This is a genomic window from Nostoc sp. NMS4 (assembly GCF_017115095.1).
Classification (GTDB): domain Bacteria; phylum Cyanobacteriota; class Cyanobacteriia; order Cyanobacteriales; family Nostocaceae; genus Nostoc.
The window spans coordinates 17,778-44,767 of the sequence record NZ_JABXKI010000132.1 but is presented as its reverse complement, the minus strand read 5'-3'; the positions used below and the strand labels follow the sequence as shown (position 1 = coordinate 44,767).

Below are 26,990 nucleotides of genomic sequence, written 5' to 3'. Positions count from 1 at the left end.
TTCGACACTCTACAGATGTACGGAGCTTATTCAAAAATCAAATAGGATTCCTATATCTAAATTTCCAAATCGTAACTTCAAAAGCCCGTAAATGACTTTTCTTCGTTCGGCTTCTGCACCTTCCTCTTGCCAATTGGTCACAAATTCCATTTACGATTACCCTTGAAACCGCGATAATAACTCCTCACGGTCAGCTTGTAAGAGTGAATCCATATATTCATCGGGGGACAATTGTAACAAAGCGGGAATAATGCCTTCTAAAGAAGCATCAATGTCCCCAAAGCGCAGCTTTAAAATCTTAGTAATAGTTGCCCGTCGTTCTACCTGTACTGCTTTCCGTTCCCAACTGGTGACAATTTCCATATATACCTCCTGCTCAGTTAATCCCATTGTATCGACCACAGCTTGAAAGACTTCTTCTTCTGCTGCATTCAGTTCCAAGTACACATCTACAAATCCAGAAATTAATTGCATCCGCGCTGGGTCTAACCTTAAAGTTGTCAGCAACCGCAAACATTCCGCCTTCACCTGCGGACGTTCTGACACCGCAATATTCATCTTCGCCATCAAAGCCGCCGCCACTGGATTGTGCTGCGTTAAAAAATCCCGCCAACTTAGGCGATTTAATTGAATTGCTGCAAACTGAAATTCCAGCACCTTTAAATCGGGAAACGTGACACGATAATTTTGAGGTTCGGCACGTTTTGGTTCGTCGAAGGAGAAAATCACAACTGGATAAATTGGTAAATCATATTTTTCATGCAAGCGTGCAAAATACTTAAACATCCGCTTCGCAAATGCTGTCTCAGTATAAGATTGATTTTCAACGTGAATTAAAAAACAAGTGTCTTGTTGCTGATAACGCACCTGTGCCAGCAAATCAATTTCTTTCTTTTCTCCAGATGTGACATCAGTAAACACATCTTGGGGTAAAAACTGAATGGAATCGCGGTCTATTTGGCTGGCTACTTGAGGCAGGAATAAATCGAGAAACTCAACAAAGAATGTAGATATTAATTCTTTGAAAAGCCTGTCATGGTCAATCATCCTAGCAACTCCTCCAACACATCCAAATCTCCACAAACGGCAACAAAACATCTTCTGATCACGCTTTGTATCCTGATGTATATTTTAGCATTTTTCACACTTTTAATAATAGTATTTTTAGTACTTTTACTGTTAATTACCTACAGAAGATTAATACAATTCTGCGAAGCGCGCAGTTCTGATAAATGTTTCCAATAATATGGATCACTGCTGGGAACTTTTTTTCATATTCCTCGTTTATTCTCAGTCATAAGCTGTTGCGCCTACAATTTGCATATAATAAAAATAAATATAACTTCGGGTACAGGTTGTTATGCCGGTTATTGGCTTTCTAAGCTTAGAACAAAAACAACATCTACAACAGTTGTTAAAACAGAGCGTCCGCTCTGAAATGAGAGAGCGAGTTTTGATACTGTTATTGATGAATGATGGTAGAACGCAAGAAGAAATAGCAACATTAATCGGTTGTTCTCGTAGAACAGTAGCATATTGGTGTGTGCATGGAGATCCAGATACGATAGAAAGCTTAGAAGACGGTAGAAGAAAAAGAGAATATAGAAAAGTTAATCAAGTTTACATAGATAAACTATTAGAGATAGTAGAGAAAGAACCAAGCGATTTAAGCTTGGGATATTTTTATGTCCCTTGTTGCTACCACTCGTAAGTTGGAAATCAGTTTTTTTGAATACATACGTGACCGTATTTCTCAAATCGGTCATATTCCATCTTTGGGAGCTATTATTCGAGAGAAATCTTCTTTTAATTCCTTTGGTTGCTCATGGATACCAGAATAATTCCTACCCCGAAATTTTGAGGGGATACATTTTTTGTTTATTTATTGATTCATTGCTAAGGATTATTTTAGAGTAATCAATATGTAGATTTTTATCAAAAAAGTAAGAAAAATCTTGAGAAGTCATAGAAAGAGAAAAGTATTACTGTAATAAAGTATACTATTCTATTTTTCTGTATTGGCACTAATCAACCAGATCAAGGCATTCAAGTTGGTAGAAATGGGCGCATTCCCACAAATTCTTGGTTTGCTTCCCTGTGTTCGACTAGGTTCAGTAGTTGCCTTAGTGGGAATGGTTATTGGCTCTGTAGCACTGATCTGGTTTGGATTTCTCCAACCGAAACCTCCTGTCAAACAAGTAGTCCAAACTCCTACTACATCTCCAAAAGGCGAACCAGTTTTAGATGAATCTGCCGAACTAAAAAGCAGATTAGCCTTTCAAGACCAACAGCAACAACTCAAAGTGGAACCTGTTGCAGCTAAATCCCCAAGTCCAACCCTACAAAATAAACCCAAACCAACGCCATATCAACCTCAAGAGACTTTTTCACCGCGCACAACTCCTGCATCACGCATAACACCAATAACTCCTGTCAGAATTTCTCAACCTGCGCCCCCAGTAGTGCGGTATATTTCTCCAAATCCTGTTAGATATCAAGCTTCAACACCAATACGACAGCGTGAAAGGAATGTCGATCCTTTCCAGCAGTGGAGCCAACTAGCTAGCCTGGGACAGTCGCAAATCGGTAACTCTAAAGTAGCTGAAACTCAGTCAGAAGTTGCTGTGAACACTCAAACTCCAACAGGCTTGAAACCAACAGCTAGGGCATCCATTTCCACTCCCGAAGACCCTGGTATTCAAACAGTTTTAATTGGCTCCAAAAGCACTGACAGTAAAACTGATAACTTGACTCCAGGAATGGTAGGTATCCTCAATCGCACCCCTGTAGCTACAACCAATCTCAATGTCAATGAAACTAAAGACGTAGCGCTGGGTACATCTGCCCCAGGTAGAATTATCATGCCGATGATTTGGGATCAGGGAGGGAATAATAAGAGCGATCGCTTTGCCATCGAGTTAACCAAACCTCTCACAGCCACAGACGGCACGGTGGCACTCCCGGCTGGTACTGTTTTAGTAACGAAAACAGTGGCAGTAGGTAAAAAGAATAACTTGGTATCTGCTAGTGCGATGCCTGCGGTGGGCTACGCCTACGCGCTTATTTACCCTGACTCCCAAGGCACAGTCCAAAATTCAAAATTGGTATGAAACTATTTGCCACTCTTGTTATTACTAGCACAACAATACTGTTTTGGGTGACGATACCTGTTGTATATGCACAAGCACAAACTCCTGCATATCGCTTGATTGAACGGGATATGGCTGCAAACAACAGAATTCAGGTTCAAATTACTCCAGGACGTGCTACGCCTATTAGCTTCACTCAAACCGACGAGGCGATCGCCTACATTTTGGTAGCAGATCCTTCACGACTGGTCTACACCACAGATACAGATTTAAAAAGCGGACGCGCTACAACCATCTTTCTGAGGCCAATCCAACCGCTAAAGTTTCCAGGGGCTACCACCACTGCCATTACTAACTTACTTGTGCAAACTGTAGACAAAACGGGACAAAAACGACTCTACAACTTCGATATCGTTCCAGTGCGTAGAAACACTGGGTATCTTGGTATTCAGATTGCAAATGCGATTGTCTCCGGCACTGCGCCAAGACGCGGAACAGCTTCTGAAAGTAGCGCAATCGCTGGTCAGCAGACACTATTAATAGATAAAAATCGCAGAGCGAGAGTAGATGATATTGAAACCGGGCTGAGAATTGCTATTAATCGGGGTTACACCAACAAAAGCGATCCAGTTGTTCTTAAAATGCAGCAACTTTTAGACCTGTTACGAAATAGCAGAGTCACAATCCCAGAAGCAGCTACATCTGTCGGTGTTCCAGTTGAGGTTATTTCTGAATTAGGAAGAATCGCCTTAAATGACCGTCTACTCAGACTAGGACAGCAGCGCTAGAGGTGATGCACAGGGGAGAATACAAAGGAAGTCAACAACTCTAAAATAGTTGATATACTGCTCACGGGTAAAAACTGAACTTCTGTCATACTGAACAGAATGACAAATGGCAAAACCAGACATTTCTAATGCGTTTGCGATCGCAGGACAATCACAAATTTTTCTCCCACCAGTCCAACATTGTTTGTCACCTTTAGCACCGAATCTCAATTCCTGTACCGTATATGCTGTGCTTTATCCAGAATCCTTTGTGAGCAAGCTTTTTGAGACTTAACGGGAAAAGTCAGGTTAACGAAAAGGCACGCTAGCAATATGTTTGGATTTATTGTAAAGGATATTGTATTGGAGGCGGATATGGAAACTATGAGAATGTCTTTGGGTGAATATGTGAATTTGGGCGAATATGTGAATGGGAAAATTTATCACGGTATCAATTGTATGGAGTTATTGCAGGGAAAATGTAAGTTTTTTAAGCGGAGCATTACGTTTTTCCCGTCAGGTTGTAGAAAAAATTCCTATCCCCACTGCCACCAAACCACAGCACAAAGCAATAGAAACCCTAGTTAGCTATGTCCTGTATCTCTCAGAACAACTCAAAGACATACCCAGTCATGGCGAAAAGCTCATGGAAGTCGCAGACGACAAACTGATGCTGAGTTATTTTGAGCAAATTATTGATGCAGTAGTGATAGAGCTATATTTACCCGACGAACTCCATGCCCACGACAAACAATTTATGCGTCATCTCCTACAGGAGAACTTGCAAAGCCTAGAAAAAATTCAAGGCGATAAAATGCAAGCACTCCGCGAAATCTTTCGACGGTTGTTTGACAGAGAGCATCCAATCCGTGTAAGTATATTCTTTTTGGATAGCGTACCTGTCGTGCGTACAATTCGAGGAGTTGCATGAAAATCACGAAAATCGAACTGAAGAACTTTCGAGCTTTCTATGGGGAACACACAATCGACTTAAGTAAGAAAGGTAAAAATCTACTCATTTATGGTGAAAATGGCAGTGGTAAGTCTTCCCTACTCAAAGCAATTGAGCTATTCAAGGTAATGAAGTTATTCTGCGTGTTGACTTCCTTAACACTAAGTTTCCCTTAGCTCATCAGTTTCTTAACGAAGCCAAACTATCAGCAATCTCGCTTGCGATTTACTTAGCTACTTTGCGAGTCAATCCAAGTAGCGCTCTAAAAGTCTTGGTACTTGATGACGTGTTGATTGGCTTAGATATGTCTAACCGTTTGCCTATCATCGACATACTAAAAGACCAGTTTAACGATTACCAAGTCTTCTTGATGCTAAAAACTCAGATGGCACTCCAAAATATATTAAGGAAGATTTAGTGTTTCATGTTGAACTTTATCGCAGTTTCATCATGAATCCCCTCAGTCATGCTCAACTTGCGATCGCACCAAGACAAGAAATTCAAGACGCAATAGACACTGTCGAACGTTTAGAACAAGCCCTTGATGCAATCGTCTAAGTACTGCCTAAAGTACGTTGTGGTAAATGAAACCGTTCATCATGGTGAGAATCAAATTGCCATTTTCACAATGCTTTCACCAAAAATTGCTGATTCTGCTCCTATGCCCCTCCCTCGATCAATAACAGTTTCTCTCTACTTCCCTACTACCCTGCGTCACGCGCTGCCGCAATTTCATCCGTTCTAAGCGATTGACGATCCGGGTTACTAGTTCTGTCCCGATAATGGGCTTGCTTACAAAGTCATCAGCACCAATGCTAAACACCTGATTTACCATCTCGGCATCACTATGCACAGTGAGGAATAGGATGGGTAACTCACTCCAGCGCGAATCGTTGCGTACTAATTGGCAAAGTTCTATACCATTTGTATAGGGTAATTCCACATCCAGAATCAGCATATCTGGCGCAACTGCTTCTAAGGTTTCCCAGAACTGACGCGGATCTTCAAGAGCGATCGCTTTTAGTCCCCAAGGATTAAGTAAAGTTTGTAATAATGCCTGAATTTGCGGATCGTCATCCACAATCAATATTTTAGTTTCTGTATATGGGTCATTTTGCAACAGTTGCGTGACTGTTTCTAATCCTTGTGGGGTTGGTGATGCAGATATTGTCGCTCCATTCTTTCCATTAATTTCCCGACGCAATAAGTTTACCCAAGTTTTGAGGTTGCTAATCTCAGATTGACTCAAGGTTTGATCGCAACTCAGCAACAGTTCGATACTGCGTGCCAATTTTGAGCCAATAGGCAAGCCAAAAGTACCTAAAGATCCCGCCAAGGTATGCGCCTCTTTAGCTGCAAGGGAGAGCAATTCGGGATTTAAACTATTTTGGTTTAAAGTTGCGATCGCTTCCTCTAGCACCCTTACCTGCTCGTCTATCCGCCCTTGAAATCGTTGCCAAATTTGGGCTATTACCATTAATGTCTGCTGCTGTGATTTGATTTTGGAAACCGAGGATTTTGCACGATCTAATTCTCCCCTGTTCCCTTGCTCCTCTGTCCCCTCGGTTACTAAGCGACTTGCCCTGAGCTTGTCCTGTAGGGAAGAGAGTCGAAGTATGCTCCCCTGCCCCTCTGCCTCCCCAGTTACTGAGCGCAGCAAATGTATGCTCCCCTCCTCCTCTGGCAGCGATTTCAGCCGATAGCCGATACCATAAACTGTTTCAACCAAATCACTGGGCGCTCCTACAGCTTTGAGTTTGTGTCGTAACCCTTTGATATGGGTGCGAACAGCTTCTTCTTGGGGAGTGTCTTCATAACCCCAAAGATGTTCTAAAATCATGCCACAGCTAAACACCCGGCGAGTATTTCGCAAGAATAGTTCTAACAGAGCATACTCTTTGGGAGTAAGTGGCAGCAGATTTCCAGCATAGATTGCTTCACAGCTACTAGGGTCTAGTTGCAACTTCCCATACTCCAGCACAGGTTGCGAGGTTACGCCTTTGCGACGCAACAGCGCCCTAACACGAGCAATTAACTCTTCTGCATCAAAGGGTTTAACTACATAGTCATCTGCACCCGCATCTAATCCGATCGCTTTATCATGACTACTATCGCACCCTGTCAATAACAATATTGGCATTTGCAGACCACTAGACCGAATTTGACGACAAAGACTAATGCCATCTAGTTTCGGCAACACCACATCTAGGAGGATTAAATCATAATCGTAAGTTTGAATCAAATTCCAAGCAGTATCACCATCAGTGGCAACTTCAACGGCATAGTTTTGGTTAGTTAAAACCGTGGTGAGTGAATATGCATTTAACTCGTCATCTTCTAAAACTAAAATTTTCATATTAAAAGCTTTCCAAGTTAAAATGGATATAACAGAGAATAAGTAATAAACTTAAATTTCAAAACTAATCTAGTATTAAAGCATCTTCCAAAAGGTCTAACTTTTTAGTTTATACTCATTAAGAAATATCAATATTGATTAATTTTTAACTAGATTTTTTTAGCTACCTGCTTAAAGGTAGGTAATACGGTAGAAAAAAAACATTTTGCAGACCGTAACTTTATACTACCTTACTTACAAGTTTTTCTCATACAGAAAGGCTCAGATCCCGTCTTAATCCGCTACAACAGAAAAAATCCTCTGCTAAACCTGTGAAAAAACGAGTCACGCTTACCTTCCCGAAACGCGCTGTGCAGATGCCAGTAACTTACGTACTGGCCAAAGATTTCAACGTCGCCGCCAATATTATCCGCGCCCAAGTTGCCCCAAATCAAATTGGCAAACTGGTAGTAGAATTATCGGGAGACATCGATCAATTAGATGCAGCGATCGAGTGGATGCGATCGCGTAATGTTAACGTTTCTTCCACATTAGGCGAAATTGCGATCGACCAGGATGTGTGTGTCCACTGTGGCTTGTGTACTGGGGTTTGTCCTACCGAAGCCCTCACCCTGCAACCAGAGACATACAAATTGACATTCACGCGATCGCGCTGTATCGTTTGCGAACAGTGTATCCCCAGCTGTCCCGTACAAGCAATCTCTACTAACATTTAAAGGACTTCCAAATAAAAAAATATCCAATTAATTCTTGTGGGGTGGGCATCTTGCCTCACAATATTGGATAATTTATTTCTTGGAGTTCCCTAAGAGGATGTTTGAAAAGTCTTGTTGTTGGTAGCAAAAAGTTTTAGATCCCCCTAAATTCCCCGATAAATTGGGGGACTTTAAGAAGTTTTCTCACCTTTTTAAGGGGGGCTAGGGGGGATCAAGAGGTGCTGAACTGAAAATCACAGCTAACCACTTTTAAAACATCCTCTTAATGCAAAAACTACGACACCACAAGCTTGGAATGAATGGGGCGTTACGCTCTGCTAACCCACCCTACAAGACTACTGAGATTTTTTCAGAAATCAATCAATCAATCAAATATGATTGCTATATGTAACTATCAATAGTCATAAGCATATCTGATAATCCTCATGGAATAAAAAATATCAAAAGTAGATGTTAATTCTTAAATAATATTGTTATTATGCAATAACCTCATGAGGTAATCATTCAGACCAATTATGAAATTAGCCACACAACCCACAGTAAAAACTCTCGGTGACTACGCCTACCAAGCGATTGAAAAACACTTTAAGAAAACCTTTAAGTGGGAAAAATCTGTCAAGAAAGATGAAGACCCAGAAGCGCTGCACCAAATGCGAGTAGGAATGCGCCGCCTACGAACAGCAGTAACTCGGTTTGGACTAGCGGTGGATGTATCGAAACCAGTTAACGAGAAAAATATTGGTAAAATAGCCCGTCGTCTTGGTAATCTGCGAGATTTAGACGTACTTAAAGAAAGTTTGGAAAACAATTACAAACCAAACTTACCCCGTAAAGAGCAGGAATCTCTACAAACAGCTTTTACAGCTTTGGCGAAACAACGTGAAGATGTACAATCGAGTGTGCAGAAAACGTTAAACGATGAATCTTACAAGTCTTTAAAAAATGCATTAGATAAGTGGTTAGAGAAACCCAGTTATCAACCTTTGGCATCTGTTTCTATTCAGCAAGTGCTACCAGATTTACTTTTACCAGAAGTGAGTAACTTCTTATTGCATCCAGGTTGGCTAGTTGGTACTGAATTTGTAGAATCAGAAGTGAAGATTCAGAAAAACTGGAAACCAAAAAAGATAGAAAAACAGTTGACAACAGAAGGTGAAAATCTTCATAGTTTGCGAAAAGAAGCTAAACGTATACGCTATCAAATGGAGTTATTTACTGACTTATATGGCGATTCTTACGCAGCTTATATTACAGAAGTGAAAAATATCCAAGAAATTTTGGGTATGATGCAAGATAGTGCCGTTTTAACTGACTGGCTTGCAGATGTATATAAATCAGAAATCCAGACTGAGTTGCCCACCTTTGCTAATTTGTTAACTGAAAATCGTTACCAGTCGTGGCAGCAGTGGCAACCTTTGCAAGAACGGTATTTGAAAACTGAAACCAGACATAGTTTTCATTTAACAATACTGCACCCACTTTCAGGAGTAATCAGTTAAAAGTTACTCTTTGTTGGACAAGGATTGGACTAACGAGCAGACAATTGAATAAGAGCTTCTAGAGACAAAAGATAAACACTGCTCTTTGCGTCTTTTCGGCGGAACTCAAACCTGAAATTAGTCTAATACTGCTTTCTAGCATTGCTCCCCGTTCAATTTGTTCGGGGAGCGCCTTGGCTTCTAATCAATCCTGCCCCAAATAAAATAAAGACGGGTTGCAGCCCGTCTAAATAGCTTGAAAGTGCAAATACACCTTGTATAGGATTGAAAATAACACAGTTAATTTTATCAAAGTTGCCAATTTGCCAATTTATAAAAAAGACATCTGGTGAAATTAAATATGCGTTATCCAGAATCCTTGTAGAGATTTAGCAGTGCTACGTCTCTACATTTTTTCACTCATATCTCTATACCAGAGCATTTTTGAGCTACTCTCTGGTCTAAAAACAGTAATAATTGCTCCCACAAGAGATTGCTATGTCTAAATCAGTCATAGTAGAAGTTACAGCTAGTGGATATGGAAGCTCCTCTAATGTGTTGTTACGACTGGTTTAGTTTGAAATAAACTCAATCAGCACCAAAAATCAAGGTTTATAAACGTCAAATATGAACATTTTACTTCTATACCCCCGCTTTCCAAAAAGTTTTTGGTCTTTTGAAAAAACACTGGCTTTATTAGACCGTAAAGCAATGCTACCGCCTTTGGGCTTGGTAACTGTAGCAGCGATTTTACCGCAAGAATGGGATTTCAAGCTAGTAGATCGAAATGTTCGCGTCTGTACAGAAGCAGAATGGGCTTGGGCAGATTTGGTGATTATGTCGGCGATGATTGTGCAAAAAGAGGATTTGCTTTCTCAGATATTGGAAGCAAAGCAGAGAGGTAAACGGGTGGCTGTGGGTGGGCCTTTCCCGACAGCGCTACCGAATGAAATGACATCCGCCGGTGCAGACTATTTGATATTAGACGAAGGGGAAATTACCCTACCCTTATTTGTAGCAGCGATCGCACGCGGCGATCGCACAGGCATTTTTCGCTCTGACGGTGAAAAACCAGATGTCACCAACACTCCAACACCTCGCTTTGACTTGCTAGAGTTTGAAGCTTATGCAGAGATGTCAGTGCAATTTTCCCGTGGATGTCCCTTTCAGTGTGAATTTTGTGACATTATTGTGCTATATGGTCGCAAACCCCGCACCAAAAACCCAGAACAACTATTAGCAGAACTTGATTACCTCTACAAATTGGGTTGGCGGCGCAGTATTTTTATGGTGGATGACAACTTCATCGGCAATAAGCGGAATGTCAAATTATTTTTGAAGTCCCTTTTGCCCTGGATGGTGGAACATAATTATCCCTTTTCCTTTGCTACAGAGGCTTCAGTTGATTTAGCCCAAGATCAAGAACTGATGGATTTGATGGTAGCGTGTAATTTTGGAGCTGTTTTTCTGGGAATTGAAACCCCCGACGAAGAAAGTCTCACTTTCACGCAGAAATACCAGAATACCAGAGACTCACTCAGCGAGGCAGTGGATAGGATTACCCGCTCAGGGTTGCGAGTCATGGCAGGTTTTATCATTGGATTTGATGGCGAGAAAGTAGGAGCCGGCGCACGAATTGTCAAGTTTGTTGAGCAAACAGCAATTCCCACAGCCTTATTTAGTATGTTGCAAGCACTTCCAGATACAGCCCTCTGGCATAGATTAGAAAAGGAAGGACGACTCCGCAATAAATCAGCCAATATCAACCAAACCACGTTGATGAATTTTGTCCCAACTCGACCGTTAGAAGACATCGCTCGTGAATATGTGCAGGCCTTCTGTGATTTGTATGAACCAGAACGGTTTTTGGAGCGTACATATAAACACTTCCGGCTTTTGGGCGAAGCAACCTACCCAAAAAAGGGCAAAGCTGCCAAGAAACCATTGAATTGGAAAGTACTTCGAGCGTTTCTAATTATCTGTTGGCGGCAAGGTGTACGTCGTCAGACACGCTGGCAATTCTGGCGCAACCTGTGGAGTATGTATCAACATAATCCGGGTGGGGTGAGTAGCTACTTAGCTGTTTGTGCCCAAATTGAGCATTTTTTGGAATATCGCCAAATTGTTCGGGATGAAATTGAGGCTCAAGTGGCTGAATTTCTGGAAGCAGAAGCTAGGGTAAAACCGAAAGCAGAAGTGATGGAAGTTTTAGGAAGCGTCAAAAAATAACTCATAGTACTTAGAGTATTCCTCTAAGTTAAAATACAGCCTTTGCCCCAACTGGTTCCTAGCCTCCAGGCTGGGAACCCATGCTGGGAGGCTCCACTTGCAGTGACTTATTCTGTATGAAGATGCGCTAAACCATAAGTACAAGAAAGAAAAACGAACCGCAAAGGACGCATTCGCGTAGCGTCTCGTCAGAGAAGGACACAAAGAAAGAAGTTAAAAGGGTTTCGCGCAGCCTCACAAAGAAATGGTATTAGAGGAATACTCTAAGTTAAAATACAGCCCTTGCCCCAACTGGTTCCTAGCCTCCAGGCTGGGAACCCCTGCCTCCAGTGGCTTGCCCAGAGGTAAACGAGGTAAGAGGCTGGGAACGAGGTAATATAAGCTTTGGGCAGCATACATAACTATATACTTCGCAAATAAATAGTTTGCAATACTTAATATTAGAGAAACTAATAATTAGTATTCCATGAGATTGTGATTGCCAGCACATCTTTTTTTTTAGCGATCGTGTAGGCTCATATCTGCTGGGTAAAATTACTAGATAATTTGGGCTTTATAAGCGTGCCATTCGTCTCTTAGCACTACACCCAACACCTTGATAAACGCGAGGTTTCAGTTTTTCTTCGTGCCGATTCAGCTATATACAAATCAGTGATACCAACCATAAAGCTACTGCTAAGGCAATTTTAAGAAAAGAAAAAAGCATGAGTACAACACGCAAAATTCGTTTAGGTGCATTCATCCAAGCTACCGGACACCATGTCTCTGCTTGGCGACACCCCGATTCACAAGCAGATGGGGGACTGAATTTCGAGCATTATAAGGAAATTACCCAAACTGCCGAACGCGGCTTATTCGATGCAGTTTTCTTAGCAGACAGCCCAGGAGTGTGGGGCGGCGCTCCAGAAACTCAGCATCGCAATGGTAAAATTGCCCATTTTGAGCCTGTCACCCTCTTCTCGGCTTTATCCTCTGTAACCCAAAATATCGGCTTCATTTCCACCGCCTCGACTACTTATGAAGAACCCTATACTCTGGCACGTAAGTTTGCTTCCCTAGACTACTTAAGTAAGGGTCGGGCTGGGTGGAATGTAGTCACAACAGGTAATGAAAATGCTGCACGTAATTTCGGCCTTGAGCATCACCCAGAACACAGCCAGCGTTATGAACGCGCTGAAGAGTTTGTGGAAGTGGTGAAAGGTCTATGGGATAGTTGGGAAGATGATGCTTTTATCCGTGACAAAGAATCTGGGGTCTATTTCGACCCAGATAAACTGCATACATTGAACCACAAGGGTAAATATTTCTCTGTAAAAGGCCCTTTAAACGTTGGTCGTCCGCCCCAAGGTTATCCGGTGATTGTTCAGGCTGGAGCCTCCGAATCGGGACGAGACTTAGCCGCACGGACTGCCGAGGCGATTTTTACCGCCAATCAAACCCTCGCTGATGCTCAGGAATTTTATGCTGATATCAAAGGTAGGCTAGCACAATATGGGCGATCGCCAGACGATCTCAAAATTATGCCTGGTGCTTTCCCAATTATTGGCCGTACTGAATCAGAAGCTCAAGAAAAGTACGAATTTCTGCAATCGTTAATCCATCCCGATGTTGCCTGGGGGATTTTAAAGAATTATTACAAGGGTGTGGATTTGTCGGAATATTCTTTAGATGATGTGGCTCCCGAACTACCCAGCGACACTAACACTAATAAAAGTCGTCTCAAATTAGTTAGAGATTTGGCTACTCGTGGGACTCTCACGCTGCGCCAGTTGTATCTCTCTCTTGCGACTGCACGAGGTCATCGTACCATACTCGGTACTCCTGAAACCATTGCCGACCAGCTAGAAGAATGGTTCAACAACGGTGCAGCAGATGGTTTTAATATCATGCCGCCAATCCTTCCCACAGGATTAGATGAATTCGTTAATCTAGTTGTTCCCGTCCTTCAAAAACGCGGACTGTTTCGTACTGAATACGAAGGTAGTACCTTGCGTGAAAATCTGGGATTGCGTCGTCCAGCCAATCGTTTTGCCGTTAAACAACTAGATGAAAGATTGGTATTGGCGTAAATGACTTTTTATGTCTGCACTGTGCTTATAGTGCTTTAGCGTAAGTGAATTTTTTACGGATGCTTATGTCATACCTTTTAAACCATACCTTCTGTAGATCGCCGCCCTACGGAATTTGAAAATTGTGGAGAGACGCGATAAATCGCCGTCTCTACAAAAAATTTGTTTGTTAATAGCAGCATTGGATGCTAGGAAAAACCTGTAATTTTTTAAGGAAAAAAACATGACTGAATATAGCCGATTAAAGACTTCACGCTCTGCTGCAATCAGAGCAACCCTTGATTATCCGGTAATCGACACCGACGTTCATACTAATGATTTCACCCCAGCTTTTGAGGATTACATCGCTAAGTACGGTGGTGTGAAACTTGTAGACGAATTGCGTAAAACCGAAGCTTCCCGTCTTAACTCCAAGAGCAATGGTAAAGACTGGTATCAACAAACCCCTGAAGAACGTCAATACAATCGGACAATCCGATCGCCTTGGTGGGCTAGAGTTACCAAAAATACACTGGATCTCGCTACTTACACCCTCCCCGGATTACTTTATGAACGTCAGGCGGAGCAAGGATCGGACTATTCAGTACTCTTTCCCAACAATGTTTTAGCACCGGCGGGAGCGAGTGCGGAGAATCGTCAAGCACTGCAACGCGCTGTCAATCACTATCATGCTGATATTTACCGGAAATATAGCGATCGCTTGACACCGGTAGCTGGTATCCCATTAAGTACTCCCCAAGAAGGCATTGAGGAGTTAGAGTTTGCCGTGAAAACACTTGGTTTAAAAGTGATTAATATCACTGGCGGTGTGAAACGGCCAATCAAAGCGATCGCTGATAAATATCCAGCCGATAAATTCCCCGAAATCGCCAAGTATGCTTCTTATATCGACTTTTACGGATTAGATAGTGAATACGACTACGATCCCTTCTGGGCTAAGGTCGTGGAACTGGGCGTACCCGTCACCACCCATTACGGCAGTCAGGGTTGGACTGGCCGCTCATCCATCAGTAACTACATGAACAACCATATCGGTCACTTCGCCGATGGTTCGGAAGCATTTGCGAAGGCGCTGTTCTTCGGCGGTGTTACCAAGCGTTTTCCACAATTGCGCGTAGCCATGCTGGAAGGTGGCGCAGATTGGGGTGCGCGTGTTTACATTCATTTGGTAGATCGGTTCTTGAAGCGCAATGTCAAGGCACTGCAAAACTACAATCCAGCCTTGACAAATGCCGATGAGCTATTTGAGATATTTGAGCAATACGGTGCAGAAATTAGTCAAGGGCATTCTCTTGATAAAGATGAATTGACCAAGACTGTACTGGGAGCCTCATTCAGCCGTCATAGCCGCGCGCCCATTGATAGTGAATTGGATGATTTTGCCGCCGCAGGTATTGAAACAATTGAAGACATCCGCGATCGCTGGGTGAACAGTTTCTTCTTTGGTTCCGAGTCCGACGATCGCACGATCGCTACGGCATTCAATGACAAAGCCAATCCCTTGGGAGTCAAAATCAACGCTATCTATTCCTCTGATGTTGGTCACTGGGATGTACCAGACTTGACTTCCCCATTGGCTGAAAGCTGGGATTTGGTTCAAGAAGGCGTTATTTCCGAAGCCGACTTTAAGTCTTATGTATTCGCTAATCCCTACAAGTTTTACACCCAAGCTAACCCCGAATTCTTCAAGGGTACAGCGATCGAATCCAAAATAGATAACACCGAATTTAAACAAGTGAACAAAAACCTAGTGGTGGCCTAGAGGCAGAGCCTCTCGGAATTCGTTCCCAGCCTCCAGGCTGGGAACGAGGCTAATGCCCAATTCCCAAATAAATTAGGAGTCACAACCATGTCCGTTGAACAACGCTCTAATGGTTCCTTGCCTTATCTTTTCTCGTCTGTTTCTGACAATGCCAGCAAACCTGCACCCTTAGTACTATTTCTGCACGGAGGACGCGATCGCGGGACGGATTTGAATGTGCTACTAAAATGGGGTCTACCTCGTTTCGTGGATTTATCCGACTCGTTACCTTATGTCTTTGCTGCACCCCAGATTCCGGCTGAACAGACTTGGGCAGATCGAGCAGATGATGTACTTGCTTTGCTTGATGAACTGATCGTTTCTCAGCCTGTCGATCCAGCACGAGTCATATTGGCTGGGTTCAGCTTAGGCTCGGCGGGTATTTGGCATATCGCTGCTTTACAGAGCGATCGCTTCGCAGGTTTAGTACCTGTATCTGGACGAGTACCCAAAACATTAGAAGATAGCGAACTAACTGCACTCAAAGACATTCCCGTTCAGATATTCCAAGGTGGACAGGACAAAAATCTACCGATTGAGGATACGGAGAATTTTGTTGAGCGTTTACGCAAAGTTGGGGGGAAAGTTGATTTGACAGTACTACCCGATGGCGATCATTTTATTGCAGATGAGGTATACGGCGATCCGAAGTTGCAACAGTGGCTAATTTCCCAGAAGCGTCGTGAAATTTCTGTAGTTGCTTGAGGCAAAATATCCAAAAACTAACTTGCATATTCTGTTAGGTAGGCAGCATTTGACTAAGCGCTCAAGCCAAAGTCTTACCTGCCTAACATAACAATTAATATCTTCGTGAGATGACAAATAGAATCATGAACATAATGCTTCTTCTCAAGTCAAAACCGAACTTTTTCGCCAAAATTCAGTTGACTTAGGGAACTCCAAGAAATAAATTATCCAATAGTGTGGGGTGGGCATCTTGCCCGCACTATGGACTGGGCGCTCATGTTGCCCACCCCACAAGAATTAATTGGATATTTTTTTATTTGGAAGTCCCTTATGTCAGATTCTCGCAAAGAAATCAGAATTTGCTTTATTGGTGAATCCTTTGTCAATGGCACAGGCGATCCAGAGTTTCTGGGTTGGACAGGTAGAGTATGCCGCAATGCTGAGTTAAGAGGATACGCGATCACCCATTACAACTTGGGCGTGCGGGCAGAGACGAGTCGGTATCTCAAACAACGTTGGTACTCGGAAGTCTCCTATCGTCTCCCAAAAGAATCCGATGGTCGAGTAGTGTTTTCCTTTGGGGCAAACGATTCAGGATGGGCGGGTAAACAGCAAGGAATCGAACTGTCAGAGTCGATCGCAAATGCTCGCAATATCTTAAGCCAAGCAAAGCAGCTCTATCCGATCTTGATGGTTAGTCCGCCCCCCTCTGGTGATAATCAAATTCTTGCCAATCTGTCACAGGAATTCGCGTTGGTTTGTAATGAACTAGATGTCCCGTATCTTGATGTGTTTTCTAGTTTGCTCAACTCCCCAATCTGGCTAGCTGAAGCAAAAGCCAATGATGGCGCTCATCCAAAAGCTGATGGTTATGCAGAATTTGCTGCGATCGTCCAAAACTGGGAAGGTTGGTTAAATTGGTTCACGCCTTAAAAAATACCGACATCGTTATAGTTTTGCGTTAGCGAAGCGCACGTCGCATTCTATTTAAAAATTTCCACATTTTCTCAATTAACAACATCTCTATGACTTTACCAACTACTAATCTCGGTAAAACTGGATTGACGGTTTCGCGCCTTTGTCTCGGCACTATGACCTTCGGATTGCAGACCGACGAAGAAACTTCCAGGCAAATCCTCGACACTGCTGCTGATGGTGGGATCAACTTTTTGGATACAGCCGACGTTTATCCCCTTGGCGGCGGGCTTGCCACTGCGGGACGCACTGAAGAAATCGTTGGGCGCTGGCTGAAAGGCAAACGCGAACATTTTATCTTGGCTACCAAGTGCGTTGGTCGGGTTGGCCCTGCACCTTGGGATCAGGGGGCTTCGCGGAAACATATTTTGGATGCGATCGATGCTTCTCTACGGCGGCTGGGAACCGATTATATCGACCTATATCAGTTGCACTCCGACGATTCTTCAACTCCCCTTGATGAGACTTTGGAAGCATTGGATGCGGTAGTTCGTGCTGGCAAGGTGCGCTACATCGGGGTTTCCAACTTCTTAGCTTACCGACTCGCCCGTGCTTTGGGTCGTGCTGAGACACGCAATTTAGCTAAGTTCATCTCAATTCAGCCCCGCTACAACCTATTATTCCGCGAAATTGAGCGAGAACTATTGCCCCTGGCGAAAGAAGAAGGATTGGGTGTGATTTCCTACAATCCATTGGCGGGTGGTCTACTTACAGGTAAACACAATTTTACTCAAGGCCCCACATCAGGTACACGCTTCACGCTAGGTGCTGCCGCCGAACGTTATCAAGATCGTTACTGGCGCGATCGCGAATTTAATACTGTCGAAGAATTACGCACAGTAGCGGATCTCGCCGGATTTTCCCTCACCACCTTGGCGGTAGCTTGGGTTTTATCTAATCCTATTATCACTGCTCCCATCATTGGCGCTAGCCGCCCAGAACAACTTACTGACAACCTCAAAGCAGTAGAACTAAAACTTGACGACAATTTGAAACAAAAATTAGACGATCTAACCGCCGAATACCGAAGGGGAGATTCTCTTCGTTAGAAATTAGGGAAATGGGAATGCGGCGAATAACAAATGACCAATGACAAATGACAAATGACCAATGACCAATGACAAATGACAACCATAATTCCTTCAAATCAGAAATATCTCATAGATAAAATAGCTATGATTAAACGCCGTCGTTTTCTCCATTTTGCTACTTCCGGGCTATGTGGCTTTTCTATGGCATATCTGTTAGGAAGTTGTAGCGAACAAAGCCAACAATCTTCTTTAACAAACAGTATTCATGGCAATGAAGGTTCCCTTGGGATCAAAACTAAGGTTCTACGCATGGGATATCAGAGTGCGGGGGATCTTTTTAGAAATCGTCAAGTTTTAGAGAAACGCTTGGAGCCGTTGGGGATTAAAGTAGAATGGGCGCAATTTGTCCAAGGTCCCCAACTTATGGAAGGGATGGCTGCGGGAAAAGTTGATGTAGGATCGGTGGGAGAAACACCACCAATTTTTGCACAAGTGGCTGGCTCAAAACTTGTTTATGTAGTCGGTACACAAAGAGACAAAAGGACAGGGAAAAGTAGTGTGATTGCCGTTCCGCCTGAGTCTCCCCTTCAGAAGTTTGAGGATATCAAGGGTCAAGAAGTTTACTTTCAAAAAGGCTCGGCATCGCACTACTTTATTATCAGAGCGTTGCAATCTATCGGCTTGACCCTCAAAGATATTAAAGTCAGAAGTCTCCCAACTATCGAAGCACGGGCTGCTTTTCTCGAAGGTAAAATTCCAGTTTGGATGGCAGGAGATCCACACTATGCGATCGCTCAAAAAATGGGTCGAATTCGAGTCCTCAAAGATTCTGTCGGGCTAGATTCTCCTGGTGCTTATTATATTGCTGACAGAAAGTTTGCCGAAGAAAATCTTGGCTTATTAAAAATTATCATTGAGGAGCTTAATAAGCTCGACAAGTGGGCGGATGCAAATCGAGGCGAAGTTGCCAAATTGATGATAAGTGAACAAAAGCTCGATCCAGATGTGGTACAAATAGTAATGTCTCGTCGCACTTTCGTAGGACGCAGAGGACTCAGCTCTGCACTGATTAAGGAACAACAGCGTGTGGCAGATTTGTTCTTTAAAGAGGGTGTAATTCCTAAGAAAATTAATATTCAGGAAGCGTTACTTCCGCCTGATGTGTATACTGCAATTACACCACCAGAAATTATGGTTTAGTTAGACATTGTAAGAATTCAGGAGTCAGAATTCAGAATTCAGGAGTCAGAATAGTTAAAGAATCATCAGAACATTTGATGAATAAATATACTAATTAATCAATTAAAAATGATGCTAAGAGATCGACTTTCATGACGAAAAAGGCCAGACTATCCAAATCCTTTCAACGTGCTCCTGATGCACCAAACCTGCCATTAACTCCATTCAGGTTCATTTGTTATTTCGTTAACCAGTTTCGCTGGTGGTACGTGTTAATGGTGATCCTGGAGGTAATACACGCAACCTGTGGCATTATGTTGCCTTATGCCATTGGTGAAATCATCCGGGGCGTGACGCGATCGACAGGCGACAGCAAGCCCATTTTTGATGCCATGAGGCAACCCCTGATGTTGTTCATCGCCTTGAGTCTGGGTGAAGTGATATTTGGGCGATCGGCTGGACTTTTGCAAACCATCCTCCATCCGATCCACCGACAGCATATTGTGCGATCGCTATATGCCTACTTACAGCACCATTCGCATCGCTATCTGAGCAGCAGTTTTTCTGGAGCATTAGCACATCGGATTAGCGAAACTTCTCTGGGTGTTACTCAGACGATGCAAATGATGATTACTGAATTTATGCCCGTAATCGTTGTGTATAGCGTCGCCACAACCATACTGTATCGCGCCTATCCTCCTCTAGCTGCACTTGTGGGGATATGGGCAGTTCTCTTTATCACTATCTCTTTCTGGCTGGCAACTCGCTGCCGATTTTACTCCCGGAAAGCCGCAGCCGCCAGAAGCGAGACAACTGGCATCATCGTCGATACAGTCACAAATCTCACCAGTAGCCGACTATTTGCTCGTTTGGGTTTTGAAAGAGGCTATTTGAATGAGCAATTAAGCCGCGAACTCAAACACGTGAGAAAGTCCAACTGGTACTCGGAGCGAATTCGCTGGTTTCAGTTCATCTCAGCCGCGATTCTGAAAATCAGTACCCTGTATTACTCGCTCTCTCTCTGGAGTCAAGGAAAGATCGCTACTGCTGATTTCGTTGTAGCCACCAGTCTATCGCTGTTGATCATCAGTGAAGCCCGCAATTTGAGCCGCCGCTTTCTGGAATTTTTTGAACATGTTGGTAATGTCGCCAATGGTGTTTTCACCATCGTTCAACCCCACGAGTTGGTCGATCGTGAGATGGCGATCGCTCACTCAATTACCCAAGGTAAGATTGAGTTTCGGCGGGTGAATTTCAACTACACAGATGAGAAGAAAGTTTTCAACAACCTTTCTGTCAGCATCCAAGCGGGACAGCGCGTCGGATTGGTGGGCTTCTCTGGTTCAGGAAAATCAAGCTTTGTCAATCTAATTCTGCGCTTATTCGACCCACAATCTGGACAGATTCTGATTGATGGGGTTGATATTCGAGACATGACTCAGGATGCGCTACACGCTCAGATCAGCTTAATTCCCCAAGATCCGTCTCTATTCCATCGCACTTTGCTAGAAAATATTCGTTATGGACGCTTGGATGCAACCGATGAAGAAGTGATCGAGGCGGCGCGAAAGGCTCATGCTCATGATTTTATCGCCCAAATTAAGGATGGTTACAACTCTCTGGTGGGTGAACGTGGTGTCAAGTTGTCTGGAGGACAGAGACAGCGCATTGCGATCGCGCGGGTAATTCTCAAAGATGCGCCGATTCTGATTTTAGATGAAGCCACCTCTAGCCTGGATTCAATCACCGAAAAAGCTATCCAGGATACCCTAGATTTAGCGATGAATGGCAAAACGGTGATTGTGGTAGCTCATCGATTATCTACCATCGTCCATCTAGATCGGATTTTGGTGTTTGACAAAGGGCGGATTATCGAAGATGGTTCTCACGACAAACTTTTGGCACTCGGCGGCGCTTACTACAGATTATGGAAAATGCAAGCAGGTGGATTTTTACCGGAAAATCTCGACGAGGTTCGCACTGGCACAGATAACATCGAAGAGGGAATGATCGCTTGATAAGTTTTGCGAGGTTTGTAGTAAGCACTTTAGTGCTTAAAAAATCAAGACTAAAATTCTTACTACGAAATTGCTTACCCATTAATTTAAACTTTTCAATACCAATTCAATTAATAATTGCAACACATCTTTGGTTAAAGACGCGATTCATCGCGTCTCTACAAATGGTGTATTTGTCGCATTCTTTTTTCAAATTGGTATTAGTCATTGATTGTATTAAACGAGTTGTGTTTGTTAGAATTGCTTCCAGATTTAGAGATGCTACCCACCCAAGTATTGAATGGCTGTGAATAAGGGCGCAAATTGTCTAACTGCCTTAACACCCATTCAGAATTGAAAATACTGCGGTAGATGGGATTTTTAATTCTGAGATAGCCCTTGTGTTTCTCGACTAACCCTGATAGTAAAAGCTCAGTCTGTTCTCGGCTATCATCGGTAGGCACGGCAGATAAAACAGGATGCGGAGACTGGGAGACATAAACACGCCAAGAGTCCCTAGTATCTTCATTCTTCGTGTCCCCACATTCTGCTTGCAATACCTGCTGATAAAGACTCAACAAACGTCCGGCTTGTTGTTGGCTGAAAAGTAGGCGATCGCGAATAGTGCGGAGGTGTTCGGGTTGATCTTGTGATTCCCAGTGTTGGATAATCTGCGATCGCACCAATTCTTCTACCCAATACGCCTCAGTTTTTGGGGATAGGACAATTTTCCGCTCTGATGTCTTTAAGGCAGCTTGGAGAACTAATTGACAGAGTTTTTGAGTTAAAAACGGTTGTCCCCCTGTCCAGTAGATCACCTCTTGCAATACAACTTCTGGTTGGCTGATTGCTTCCTTTAACCCATTTAGCAATGGACTAGCTTCATCCAATCGAAAGCCGTATAACTCTATAGCCGTCCCAATGTTAAACGGTGTCGAGTCTTTGTCAGCAATTAAATCAGTTGGATTAGCAACACCAAACAATGCAAATCCCAAGCGTTGGAAATTCGGCTTGTGTGCCTGTTGATTGTAGCAATGACCAATCCAGGCAAAAAAGTCATTGACCGGAAAATTCAAACTCAGCAAACTATCAATTTCATCAATGAAAATGAAAATCCCTTTAGCTTTGCCGCTTTCTTCACAATCGCTCTTGACATTTGGCAGCAATACTTCTTCAACAAAGTGGTGTAATTTTTCTACAGGAGAAAGACCTGCTTGCATATCCCACCATTGCTTAAAATTGACGTGTTCCGCCAGATTTAACCCGTAGAAAATGCTGACAATAATTCCTTTATACCATTGTGCTGATGTCGTATCCTCGCTACCCAATTGAGTCACGTCTAAGTAAACACATTTATAGCCTTCTAACTTGAGACGATGACTTATTCGCTGTAGTAGGGATGATTTACCCATTTGGCGAGAGTTGAAGACGTAGCAAAAATCACCCCCTTTCAGACTGGTATAAAGTTTTTCATCTGCCTGACGCACAACATAGCTGCGATCGTCACTATGGAGGCTACCGCCAACTTGGTATCTCATCTGCAAAGTGTGATTAGAAAAGAATTTAGAATTCAGAATTCAGAATTCAGGAGTCAGGATTCAGAATACTATATCCATAAGCGTCTCGTGGAAACCATCGCTAACCTTGACCCGGAAAACATGGCAGATTACTTGAATAAGTACCAAAAGTCTGATAGGAAAACCATACTAATGAGAATTTGGACTACTACTGCTGTGCTAGCTGCTTTTTGGCTAATATCTGGGATCGTAGGTTCTGAGCCAATCAACGCTACTTCTGTTTTGGTAGAAAATGCTATATCATCTCCTACGCCAAGGAATGCAAAACAGATTACTGTCAGTAACACCGAGTTTGGACTGAAGAGAGTTGACTCCAAAGGAAACGTTACTATTTTCGAGACAACAAGAGTCACACTTCAAGAAGGAAATACCTACGGGTGGCGGATTAAACTCAAAGACTACCAAGGTGAAGTGAAATGGCGTGAAGTCTTACGTTTACCAAAACCTCCAGAAACTTGGGGTACAGATAATGGTGAAGATTTCTCAATATCAGCAGATGGCAAGACATCTGTAACACGGCGCACACAATCGGCTCCAGAGGGTGTGATTGAGAATTTTTGGACGATCGCTCCTGGCGATCCAGTTGGCAAGCATAGAATAGAAGTCTATATTGATGACCGTTTGATCGCTACTTTCCAGTTTGAAGTTATTCCAGTTAAGTAGAATCCTTCCCTGAAACTGAGGAGTATCTTAGAGATAAAAGAAGGTGAACGCAACGCATGAATGCTGAAGAATTAAAAAGGCGTTTTGCCGCCGGAGAAAGATATTTTCCAGCCGTCAACTTGAGTAGTAACAAGCTGATTGGAGCCGATTTGCCTGGAATTAATTTATGGGGATCTGATTTGAGTGGAGTTAACCTAGCTAAAGCTAAACTCTGGGGAGCCGACTTGAGTAGAACTAACTTAGCCAAAGCAAATTTGACTAGAGCTAATTTGAGCGGTGCTAATCTGAATGAAGCAAATCTCCGGGGAGCAAAACTCAACTATGCCAAGTTGTATGGAGCGAATCTGACTGGCGCTTACTACGATGAAAGTACCCGGTTTTCTAGAGGTTTTGACCCCATCAGTAGAAATATGCAGAAGGTGTAAAGGGGATTGGGGGAGATGAGGGAGTAATCAATTCAAAATTCAAAATTCAAAATTAAAGAACTCCTGCCCCCTGCCTCCTGCCTTCTCTTTCCCAATGCCCAATGCCCAATGCCCTTTAAATAACTGATAAATGTTGATGTGAACCATCTAACACAGACGATATCAGCATTTGTTCAAAGACTTTGGAAAGAGCAGTTTGAAAACGCTGACGATGCTTGATCTTGAAAAAAGGTCGAACTATTTCTGCGATTGCACCGTTACCTTCTCTGTTATCAATCACTCGAATTGCCCGCAGAGTCCCCAACTGGATTTCTTTTTTTACCATCAACTCAGAAATTCCAGTTGCGCCTACGCCATTTTCAATGGCAGCTTTTGCCATCTCACCACTGGTGAACACTAAAATTACATTCAGTTCGCTGAGGTTAATCCCCCAATTTTGCAACGCTTCCTCAAACCTTTGCTGTGTTCCAGATTCCCGCACCCGCATCACCCAAGGAGTTTGAGTTAGTTGGCTTAAGTCAATTTCTCCCCACTCAAACCAAGGGTGTTTTTGACCAACTACAATTTGCAAGCGATCGCTCGCTACTATTTCATACTCTAAAGTATTCTGAAGCGCTGGCTTCACCTCTCCTTCCACCAAACCTAAATCAAACTGTCCCATCGCTGTACCAACACAAATCGTTTCTGCATTGGCAAGGGTACAGTCAATCTGGATACCAGGATATTGGCTCTTAAACTCACTAATCTTACTTGGTAGCCAGTAGTTGCCAATTGTCAGACTTGACCCTAATTTCAATTCACCCCGTTGCAGATTGTTCAATTCTCGCAATCCCCTTTCTGTCAAGGAAACTTGATCGAGAATTTTCTGCGCTTCTACTTGCAGTAATTTACCCGCCTCAGCAATCTCGATATGGCGACCAATCCGATGGAATAGTTTCACACCGTATTCTTGCTCTAAGTTGTGAATCGCTGCACTGACGGCGGGTTGTGTAATATAAAGTTCCTCTGCTGCGCGAGTAAAGTGTAAGTTCTGCGCCACAGCCAGAAATATTTTTAGCTGCTCAAGCGTCATTCCTGCCATTTATCGTATCCCTAAGACTTAGTGTCAAAATTTTAATCACTTTCATTTATCATTTTGACAAATAAAAGCATTTGATTCTATCGGTTAGTTTGACTAAAGTATAAATCAAGGCTTCGGCACGGACTCAAACGGCCAAGTAGAGAGCGGAAGAAGCAGGGGGCAATCAATTCAAAATTCAAAATGACGCTCGCGGACTCGCTAACGCTGCGCTAACAAAATTCAAAATTAAAGAACTTCTGCCCAATGCCCAATGCCCAATTCCCAAGAATGATAAATAAGGACATCAAGAAATGAGCGATTTAGGAACTGCAATTACCACAGGGATTACCGCATTCACTGCCACCAACATTGATGATATTGTCATACTGACGTTACTTTTTTCACAAGTAAGCAAAACATTTCGCAGTCGTCACATCCTTGCTGGTCAGTATCTCGGTTTTGCAGCATTGATCATTGCTAGCCTTCCCGGTTTCTTCGGTGGACTAATCATACCGCAGGACTGGATTAGACTACTTGGGTTAATGCCCATAATCATTGGTGTGAGTAGTTTACTAAAACGTGAAGAGGATTCACCAGAGGAAGCCGAAGAAGAAACCGAGCCGTCTTGTCCCTCTATCCTTAGCAATTTTATCTCTCCGCAAACTTGTAATGTCGCTGCGATCGCCTTTGCTAACGGCAGTGATAATATCAGTGTCTATGTGCCCCTGTTCGCCAACTCAGAATTAGATAGTCTGCTGGTGATTATAAGTGTATTCTTTGCGCTTGTGGGTGTTTGGTGTTATACCGCTTACAAGTTAACCTACTTACCTGCGATCGCCAACTTTTTAACTGAAAATGGCAACACTTTTGTACCTTGTATCTTGATTGGTTTGGGCATATTTATTGTCACAGAAAATGTTACCTGGACTCTTTTATCTGTAGTTTCTAGTTATATATTCTCATTAATTTTAGGTTTCAATACTCAGCCATCAAGTCAAGAACAAGAAAAATTAATTGTCTAAAAATAGGTGCATCATGAATTATGTCACCAAAATGAATTCTCAACTGCAAAATATCTTCCCCCTTAACAGGAATCAAAACATGAAAATCTGGAAATCTCTGCTAATTGTCTTAATGGTTGTCGTTAGTTTCGCTTTTGCTCAACCTTCTTTCGCTGATAGACCAAAATTTAGCAAAAATCCTGATTATATCGAAGTCACAAAAGCACTTAACGAACTGACTCAAGCAAAAGAAGCCCAAACTCAAGTAGAAGGTGTCACACCAGAAGAAATTCAACAGAAAATCGATGAGTTAACATTCCAAAAATATGCTTTAGAGACGGGAATAAATTGGGGTCAATGCGAAAACAAAACAGGTAACACCATAGCGGTATATGGCAAAAGACCAAATCAGGAAGAAGATGAAGATGCTACATACGAAAACGGTCTATATTTTCTCGCTGATGGTCAGTCCACTAAAAATAACTGGGATTGTGATGGCTTCTATCTGCCAAATGATGCCACAATTACAGGTTTAACCGCAGACGGACAAGCTCAAGAATTTACAGAAGCAGTAGCTATTAAGATCCCTGATGGTAGTAAGTTAGCAATTAAGACTAATCCAGATACTGCCGCAATTGAAATCAACATTCCTAATGCTCAAATTGTCAAAGCTAATGAGGTTAACTGGTTTATCCCAAATGTATCACAGACTATAATAGATACACACATTCCTAATGCGCCTACTATGAAGTCTTAAATAATTGAACACTAAACAGTTACTAGGCGTATGGTAAGAAATTTATACTTATAACTGTTTATCGATTGTTCTCAATTTCAACAGGGTTACAGCTAATTTCAGAGAAAAAACAGGACAAATACTGGTGAAACATCTCTCTGAAATTGGCTGTTTTATTTATGAAACTTTATTACTTATAGTT

The 26,990-nt window shown here is 42.7% G+C and carries 26 protein-coding genes; 22 read left to right on the top strand and 4 right to left on the bottom strand.

Annotation, left to right across the window (positions count from 1 at the left end; genetic code table 11):
- Window positions 1–156 precede the first annotated feature (156 nt).
- The gene (locus tag HWQ37_RS10845) at window positions 157–1,047 is read right to left on the bottom strand and encodes an Rpn family recombination-promoting nuclease/putative transposase (RefSeq protein WP_292746815.1); all 891 of its coding nucleotides are present in this window, start codon (window positions 1,045–1,047) and stop codon (window positions 157–159) included.
- Between the two features lie 313 nt (window positions 1,048–1,360).
- Here HWQ37_RS10845 and HWQ37_RS10840 point away from each other — a divergent pair, with 313 nt between their 5' ends.
- From HWQ37_RS10840 to HWQ37_RS10805, 8 genes are all read left to right on the top strand, one after another.
- A complete protein-coding gene (locus tag HWQ37_RS10840; protein WP_292746814.1) occupies window positions 1,361–1,711 on the top strand; it encodes a helix-turn-helix domain-containing protein in 351 nt (116 codons plus the stop codon).
- A gap of 307 nt (window positions 1,712–2,018) precedes the next feature.
- On the top strand, window positions 2,019–3,110 hold the full coding sequence (locus HWQ37_RS10835; RefSeq protein ID WP_292746812.1) for a hypothetical protein: 1,092 nt from the start codon (window positions 2,019–2,021) through the stop codon (window positions 3,108–3,110).
- Entirely contained in the window at window positions 3,107–3,877 is a 771-nt protein-coding gene (locus tag HWQ37_RS10830; protein ID WP_292746810.1) for a hypothetical protein, read from the top strand. Before HWQ37_RS10835 ends, HWQ37_RS10830 begins: the two co-directional genes overlap by 4 nt.
- A gap of 106 nt (window positions 3,878–3,983) precedes the next feature.
- Entirely contained in the window at window positions 3,984–4,151 is a 168-nt protein-coding gene (locus HWQ37_RS10825; RefSeq protein WP_292746809.1) for a hypothetical protein, read from the top strand.
- 135 nt (window positions 4,152–4,286) lie between these two features.
- On the top strand, window positions 4,287–4,787 hold the full coding sequence (locus tag HWQ37_RS10820; RefSeq protein WP_292746808.1) for a hypothetical protein: 501 nt from the start codon (window positions 4,287–4,289) through the stop codon (window positions 4,785–4,787).
- Window positions 4,784–4,984, top strand: coding sequence for an AAA family ATPase (locus tag HWQ37_RS10815; RefSeq protein WP_292746806.1), 201 nt, complete (start codon window positions 4,784–4,786; stop codon window positions 4,982–4,984). The genes HWQ37_RS10820 and HWQ37_RS10815 overlap by 4 nt, the downstream gene beginning before the upstream one ends.
- Window positions 4,985–5,046: 62 nt before the next feature.
- Window positions 5,047–5,226 carry a hypothetical protein gene (locus HWQ37_RS10810; RefSeq protein WP_292746804.1) on the top strand — a complete coding sequence of 60 codons (180 nt, stop codon included), beginning with the start codon at window positions 5,047–5,049 and terminating at the stop codon, window positions 5,224–5,226.
- Entirely contained in the window at window positions 5,226–5,366 is a 141-nt protein-coding gene (locus HWQ37_RS10805) for a hypothetical protein (protein WP_292746802.1), read from the top strand. The genes HWQ37_RS10810 and HWQ37_RS10805 overlap by 1 nt, the downstream gene beginning before the upstream one ends.
- A 118-nt stretch (window positions 5,367–5,484) precedes the next feature.
- Here the strand turns inward: HWQ37_RS10805 and HWQ37_RS10800 are convergent, their stop codons facing one another.
- Window positions 5,485–7,164 (bottom strand): response regulator, encoded by a 1,680-nt coding sequence (locus HWQ37_RS10800; protein ID WP_292746800.1) that lies wholly within the window; start codon window positions 7,162–7,164, stop codon window positions 5,485–5,487.
- Between the two features lie 311 nt (window positions 7,165–7,475).
- Here HWQ37_RS10800 and HWQ37_RS10795 point away from each other — a divergent pair, with 311 nt between their 5' ends.
- From HWQ37_RS10795 to HWQ37_RS10750, 10 genes are all read left to right on the top strand, one after another.
- Window positions 7,476–7,880, top strand: a complete 405-nt coding sequence (locus HWQ37_RS10795) for an NIL domain-containing protein (RefSeq protein ID WP_292746799.1) — start codon at window positions 7,476–7,478, stop codon at window positions 7,878–7,880.
- Between the two features lie 515 nt (window positions 7,881–8,395).
- On the top strand, window positions 8,396–9,379 hold the full coding sequence (locus HWQ37_RS10790) for a CHAD domain-containing protein (RefSeq protein WP_292746797.1): 984 nt from the start codon (window positions 8,396–8,398) through the stop codon (window positions 9,377–9,379).
- Between the two features lie 606 nt (window positions 9,380–9,985).
- A complete protein-coding gene (locus tag HWQ37_RS10785) occupies window positions 9,986–11,587 on the top strand; it encodes a B12-binding domain-containing radical SAM protein (RefSeq protein ID WP_292746795.1) in 1,602 nt (533 codons plus the stop codon).
- Between the two features lie 704 nt (window positions 11,588–12,291).
- Window positions 12,292–13,656: an LLM class flavin-dependent oxidoreductase gene (locus tag HWQ37_RS10780; RefSeq protein ID WP_292746794.1), complete on the top strand. Its 1,365-nt coding sequence runs from the start codon at window positions 12,292–12,294 to the stop codon at window positions 13,654–13,656.
- 223 nt (window positions 13,657–13,879) lie between these two features.
- The gene (locus HWQ37_RS10775; protein WP_292746792.1) at window positions 13,880–15,418 is read left to right on the top strand and encodes an amidohydrolase family protein; all 1,539 of its coding nucleotides are present in this window, start codon (window positions 13,880–13,882) and stop codon (window positions 15,416–15,418) included.
- 87 nt (window positions 15,419–15,505) lie between these two features.
- A complete protein-coding gene (locus tag HWQ37_RS10770; protein ID WP_292746790.1) occupies window positions 15,506–16,162 on the top strand; it encodes a carboxylesterase family protein in 657 nt (218 codons plus the stop codon).
- 312 nt (window positions 16,163–16,474) lie between these two features.
- Window positions 16,475–17,077 carry a GDSL-type esterase/lipase family protein gene (locus HWQ37_RS10765; protein ID WP_292746788.1) on the top strand — a complete coding sequence of 201 codons (603 nt, stop codon included), beginning with the start codon at window positions 16,475–16,477 and terminating at the stop codon, window positions 17,075–17,077.
- A 92-nt stretch (window positions 17,078–17,169) separates the two neighbouring features.
- Complete coding sequence (locus HWQ37_RS10760; protein WP_292746786.1) at window positions 17,170–18,168, top strand: aldo/keto reductase; 999 nt, start codon at window positions 17,170–17,172, stop codon at window positions 18,166–18,168.
- Between the two features lie 126 nt (window positions 18,169–18,294).
- Window positions 18,295–19,350, top strand: coding sequence for an aliphatic sulfonate ABC transporter substrate-binding protein (locus HWQ37_RS10755; protein WP_292746817.1), 1,056 nt, complete (start codon window positions 18,295–18,297; stop codon window positions 19,348–19,350).
- A gap of 131 nt (window positions 19,351–19,481) precedes the next feature.
- Entirely contained in the window at window positions 19,482–21,347 is a 1,866-nt protein-coding gene (locus tag HWQ37_RS10750; RefSeq protein WP_292746784.1) for an ABC transporter ATP-binding protein, read from the top strand.
- A gap of 200 nt (window positions 21,348–21,547) precedes the next feature.
- On the opposite strand, the gene HWQ37_RS10745 is transcribed toward HWQ37_RS10750, so the two are convergent.
- Window positions 21,548–22,864, bottom strand: a complete 1,317-nt coding sequence (locus tag HWQ37_RS10745) for an AAA-like domain-containing protein (RefSeq protein WP_292746782.1) — start codon at window positions 22,862–22,864, stop codon at window positions 21,548–21,550.
- A gap of 171 nt (window positions 22,865–23,035) precedes the next feature.
- Here HWQ37_RS10745 and HWQ37_RS10740 point away from each other — a divergent pair, with 171 nt between their 5' ends.
- On the top strand, window positions 23,036–23,566 hold the full coding sequence (locus tag HWQ37_RS10740; protein WP_292746780.1) for a hypothetical protein: 531 nt from the start codon (window positions 23,036–23,038) through the stop codon (window positions 23,564–23,566).
- A gap of 56 nt (window positions 23,567–23,622) precedes the next feature.
- Window positions 23,623–23,991 (top strand): pentapeptide repeat-containing protein, encoded by a 369-nt coding sequence (locus tag HWQ37_RS10735; protein WP_292746778.1) that lies wholly within the window; start codon window positions 23,623–23,625, stop codon window positions 23,989–23,991.
- Window positions 23,992–24,106: 115 nt separating this feature from the next.
- On the opposite strand, the gene HWQ37_RS10730 is transcribed toward HWQ37_RS10735, so the two are convergent.
- Window positions 24,107–25,072, bottom strand: a complete 966-nt coding sequence (locus HWQ37_RS10730) for a LysR substrate-binding domain-containing protein (RefSeq protein ID WP_292746776.1) — start codon at window positions 25,070–25,072, stop codon at window positions 24,107–24,109.
- Between the two features lie 290 nt (window positions 25,073–25,362).
- Between HWQ37_RS10730 and HWQ37_RS10725 the strand changes: the two genes are divergently transcribed.
- Together HWQ37_RS10725 and HWQ37_RS10720 are read left to right on the top strand one after the other, a co-directional pair.
- Window positions 25,363–26,073: a cadmium resistance transporter gene (locus HWQ37_RS10725; protein ID WP_292746773.1), complete on the top strand. Its 711-nt coding sequence runs from the start codon at window positions 25,363–25,365 to the stop codon at window positions 26,071–26,073.
- Between the two features lie 79 nt (window positions 26,074–26,152).
- A complete protein-coding gene (locus HWQ37_RS10720) occupies window positions 26,153–26,809 on the top strand; it encodes a hypothetical protein (protein ID WP_292746770.1) in 657 nt (218 codons plus the stop codon).
- The last annotated feature ends 181 nt before the right edge of the window (window positions 26,810–26,990 follow it).

Bases quoted from the DNA above. Each gene is read 5' to 3' on its own strand.
- HWQ37_RS10845 (WP_292746815.1), bottom strand. From the start codon at position 1,047: ATGATTGACCATGACAGGCTTTTCAAAGAATTAATATCTACATTCTTT.
- HWQ37_RS10840 (WP_292746814.1), top strand. From the start codon at position 1,361: ATGCCGGTTATTGGCTTTCTAAGCTTAGAACAAAAACAACATCTACAA.
- HWQ37_RS10830 (WP_292746810.1), top strand. From the start codon at position 3,107: ATGAAACTATTTGCCACTCTTGTTATTACTAGCACAACAATACTGTTT.
- HWQ37_RS10825 (WP_292746809.1), top strand. From the start codon at position 3,984: ATGGCAAAACCAGACATTTCTAATGCGTTTGCGATCGCAGGACAATCA.
- HWQ37_RS10820 (WP_292746808.1), top strand. From the start codon at position 4,287: ATGGGAAAATTTATCACGGTATCAATTGTATGGAGTTATTGCAGGGAA.
- HWQ37_RS10815 (WP_292746806.1), top strand. From the start codon at position 4,784: ATGAAAATCACGAAAATCGAACTGAAGAACTTTCGAGCTTTCTATGGG.
- HWQ37_RS10800 (WP_292746800.1), bottom strand. From the start codon at position 7,164: ATGAAAATTTTAGTTTTAGAAGATGACGAGTTAAATGCATATTCACTC.
- HWQ37_RS10790 (WP_292746797.1), top strand. From the start codon at position 8,396: ATGAAATTAGCCACACAACCCACAGTAAAAACTCTCGGTGACTACGCC.
- HWQ37_RS10785 (WP_292746795.1), top strand. From the start codon at position 9,986: ATGAACATTTTACTTCTATACCCCCGCTTTCCAAAAAGTTTTTGGTCT.
- HWQ37_RS10780 (WP_292746794.1), top strand. From the start codon at position 12,292: ATGAGTACAACACGCAAAATTCGTTTAGGTGCATTCATCCAAGCTACC.
- HWQ37_RS10775 (WP_292746792.1), top strand. From the start codon at position 13,880: ATGACTGAATATAGCCGATTAAAGACTTCACGCTCTGCTGCAATCAGA.
- HWQ37_RS10770 (WP_292746790.1), top strand. From the start codon at position 15,506: ATGTCCGTTGAACAACGCTCTAATGGTTCCTTGCCTTATCTTTTCTCG.
- HWQ37_RS10765 (WP_292746788.1), top strand. From the start codon at position 16,475: ATGTCAGATTCTCGCAAAGAAATCAGAATTTGCTTTATTGGTGAATCC.
- HWQ37_RS10760 (WP_292746786.1), top strand. From the start codon at position 17,170: ATGACTTTACCAACTACTAATCTCGGTAAAACTGGATTGACGGTTTCG.
- HWQ37_RS10755 (WP_292746817.1), top strand. From the start codon at position 18,295: ATGATTAAACGCCGTCGTTTTCTCCATTTTGCTACTTCCGGGCTATGT.
- HWQ37_RS10750 (WP_292746784.1), top strand. From the start codon at position 19,482: ATGACGAAAAAGGCCAGACTATCCAAATCCTTTCAACGTGCTCCTGAT.
- HWQ37_RS10745 (WP_292746782.1), bottom strand. From the start codon at position 22,864: ATGAGATACCAAGTTGGCGGTAGCCTCCATAGTGACGATCGCAGCTAT.
- HWQ37_RS10740 (WP_292746780.1), top strand. From the start codon at position 23,036: ATGAGAATTTGGACTACTACTGCTGTGCTAGCTGCTTTTTGGCTAATA.
- HWQ37_RS10735 (WP_292746778.1), top strand. From the start codon at position 23,623: ATGAATGCTGAAGAATTAAAAAGGCGTTTTGCCGCCGGAGAAAGATAT.
- HWQ37_RS10730 (WP_292746776.1), bottom strand. From the start codon at position 25,072: ATGGCAGGAATGACGCTTGAGCAGCTAAAAATATTTCTGGCTGTGGCG.
- HWQ37_RS10725 (WP_292746773.1), top strand. From the start codon at position 25,363: ATGAGCGATTTAGGAACTGCAATTACCACAGGGATTACCGCATTCACT.
- HWQ37_RS10720 (WP_292746770.1), top strand. From the start codon at position 26,153: ATGAAAATCTGGAAATCTCTGCTAATTGTCTTAATGGTTGTCGTTAGT.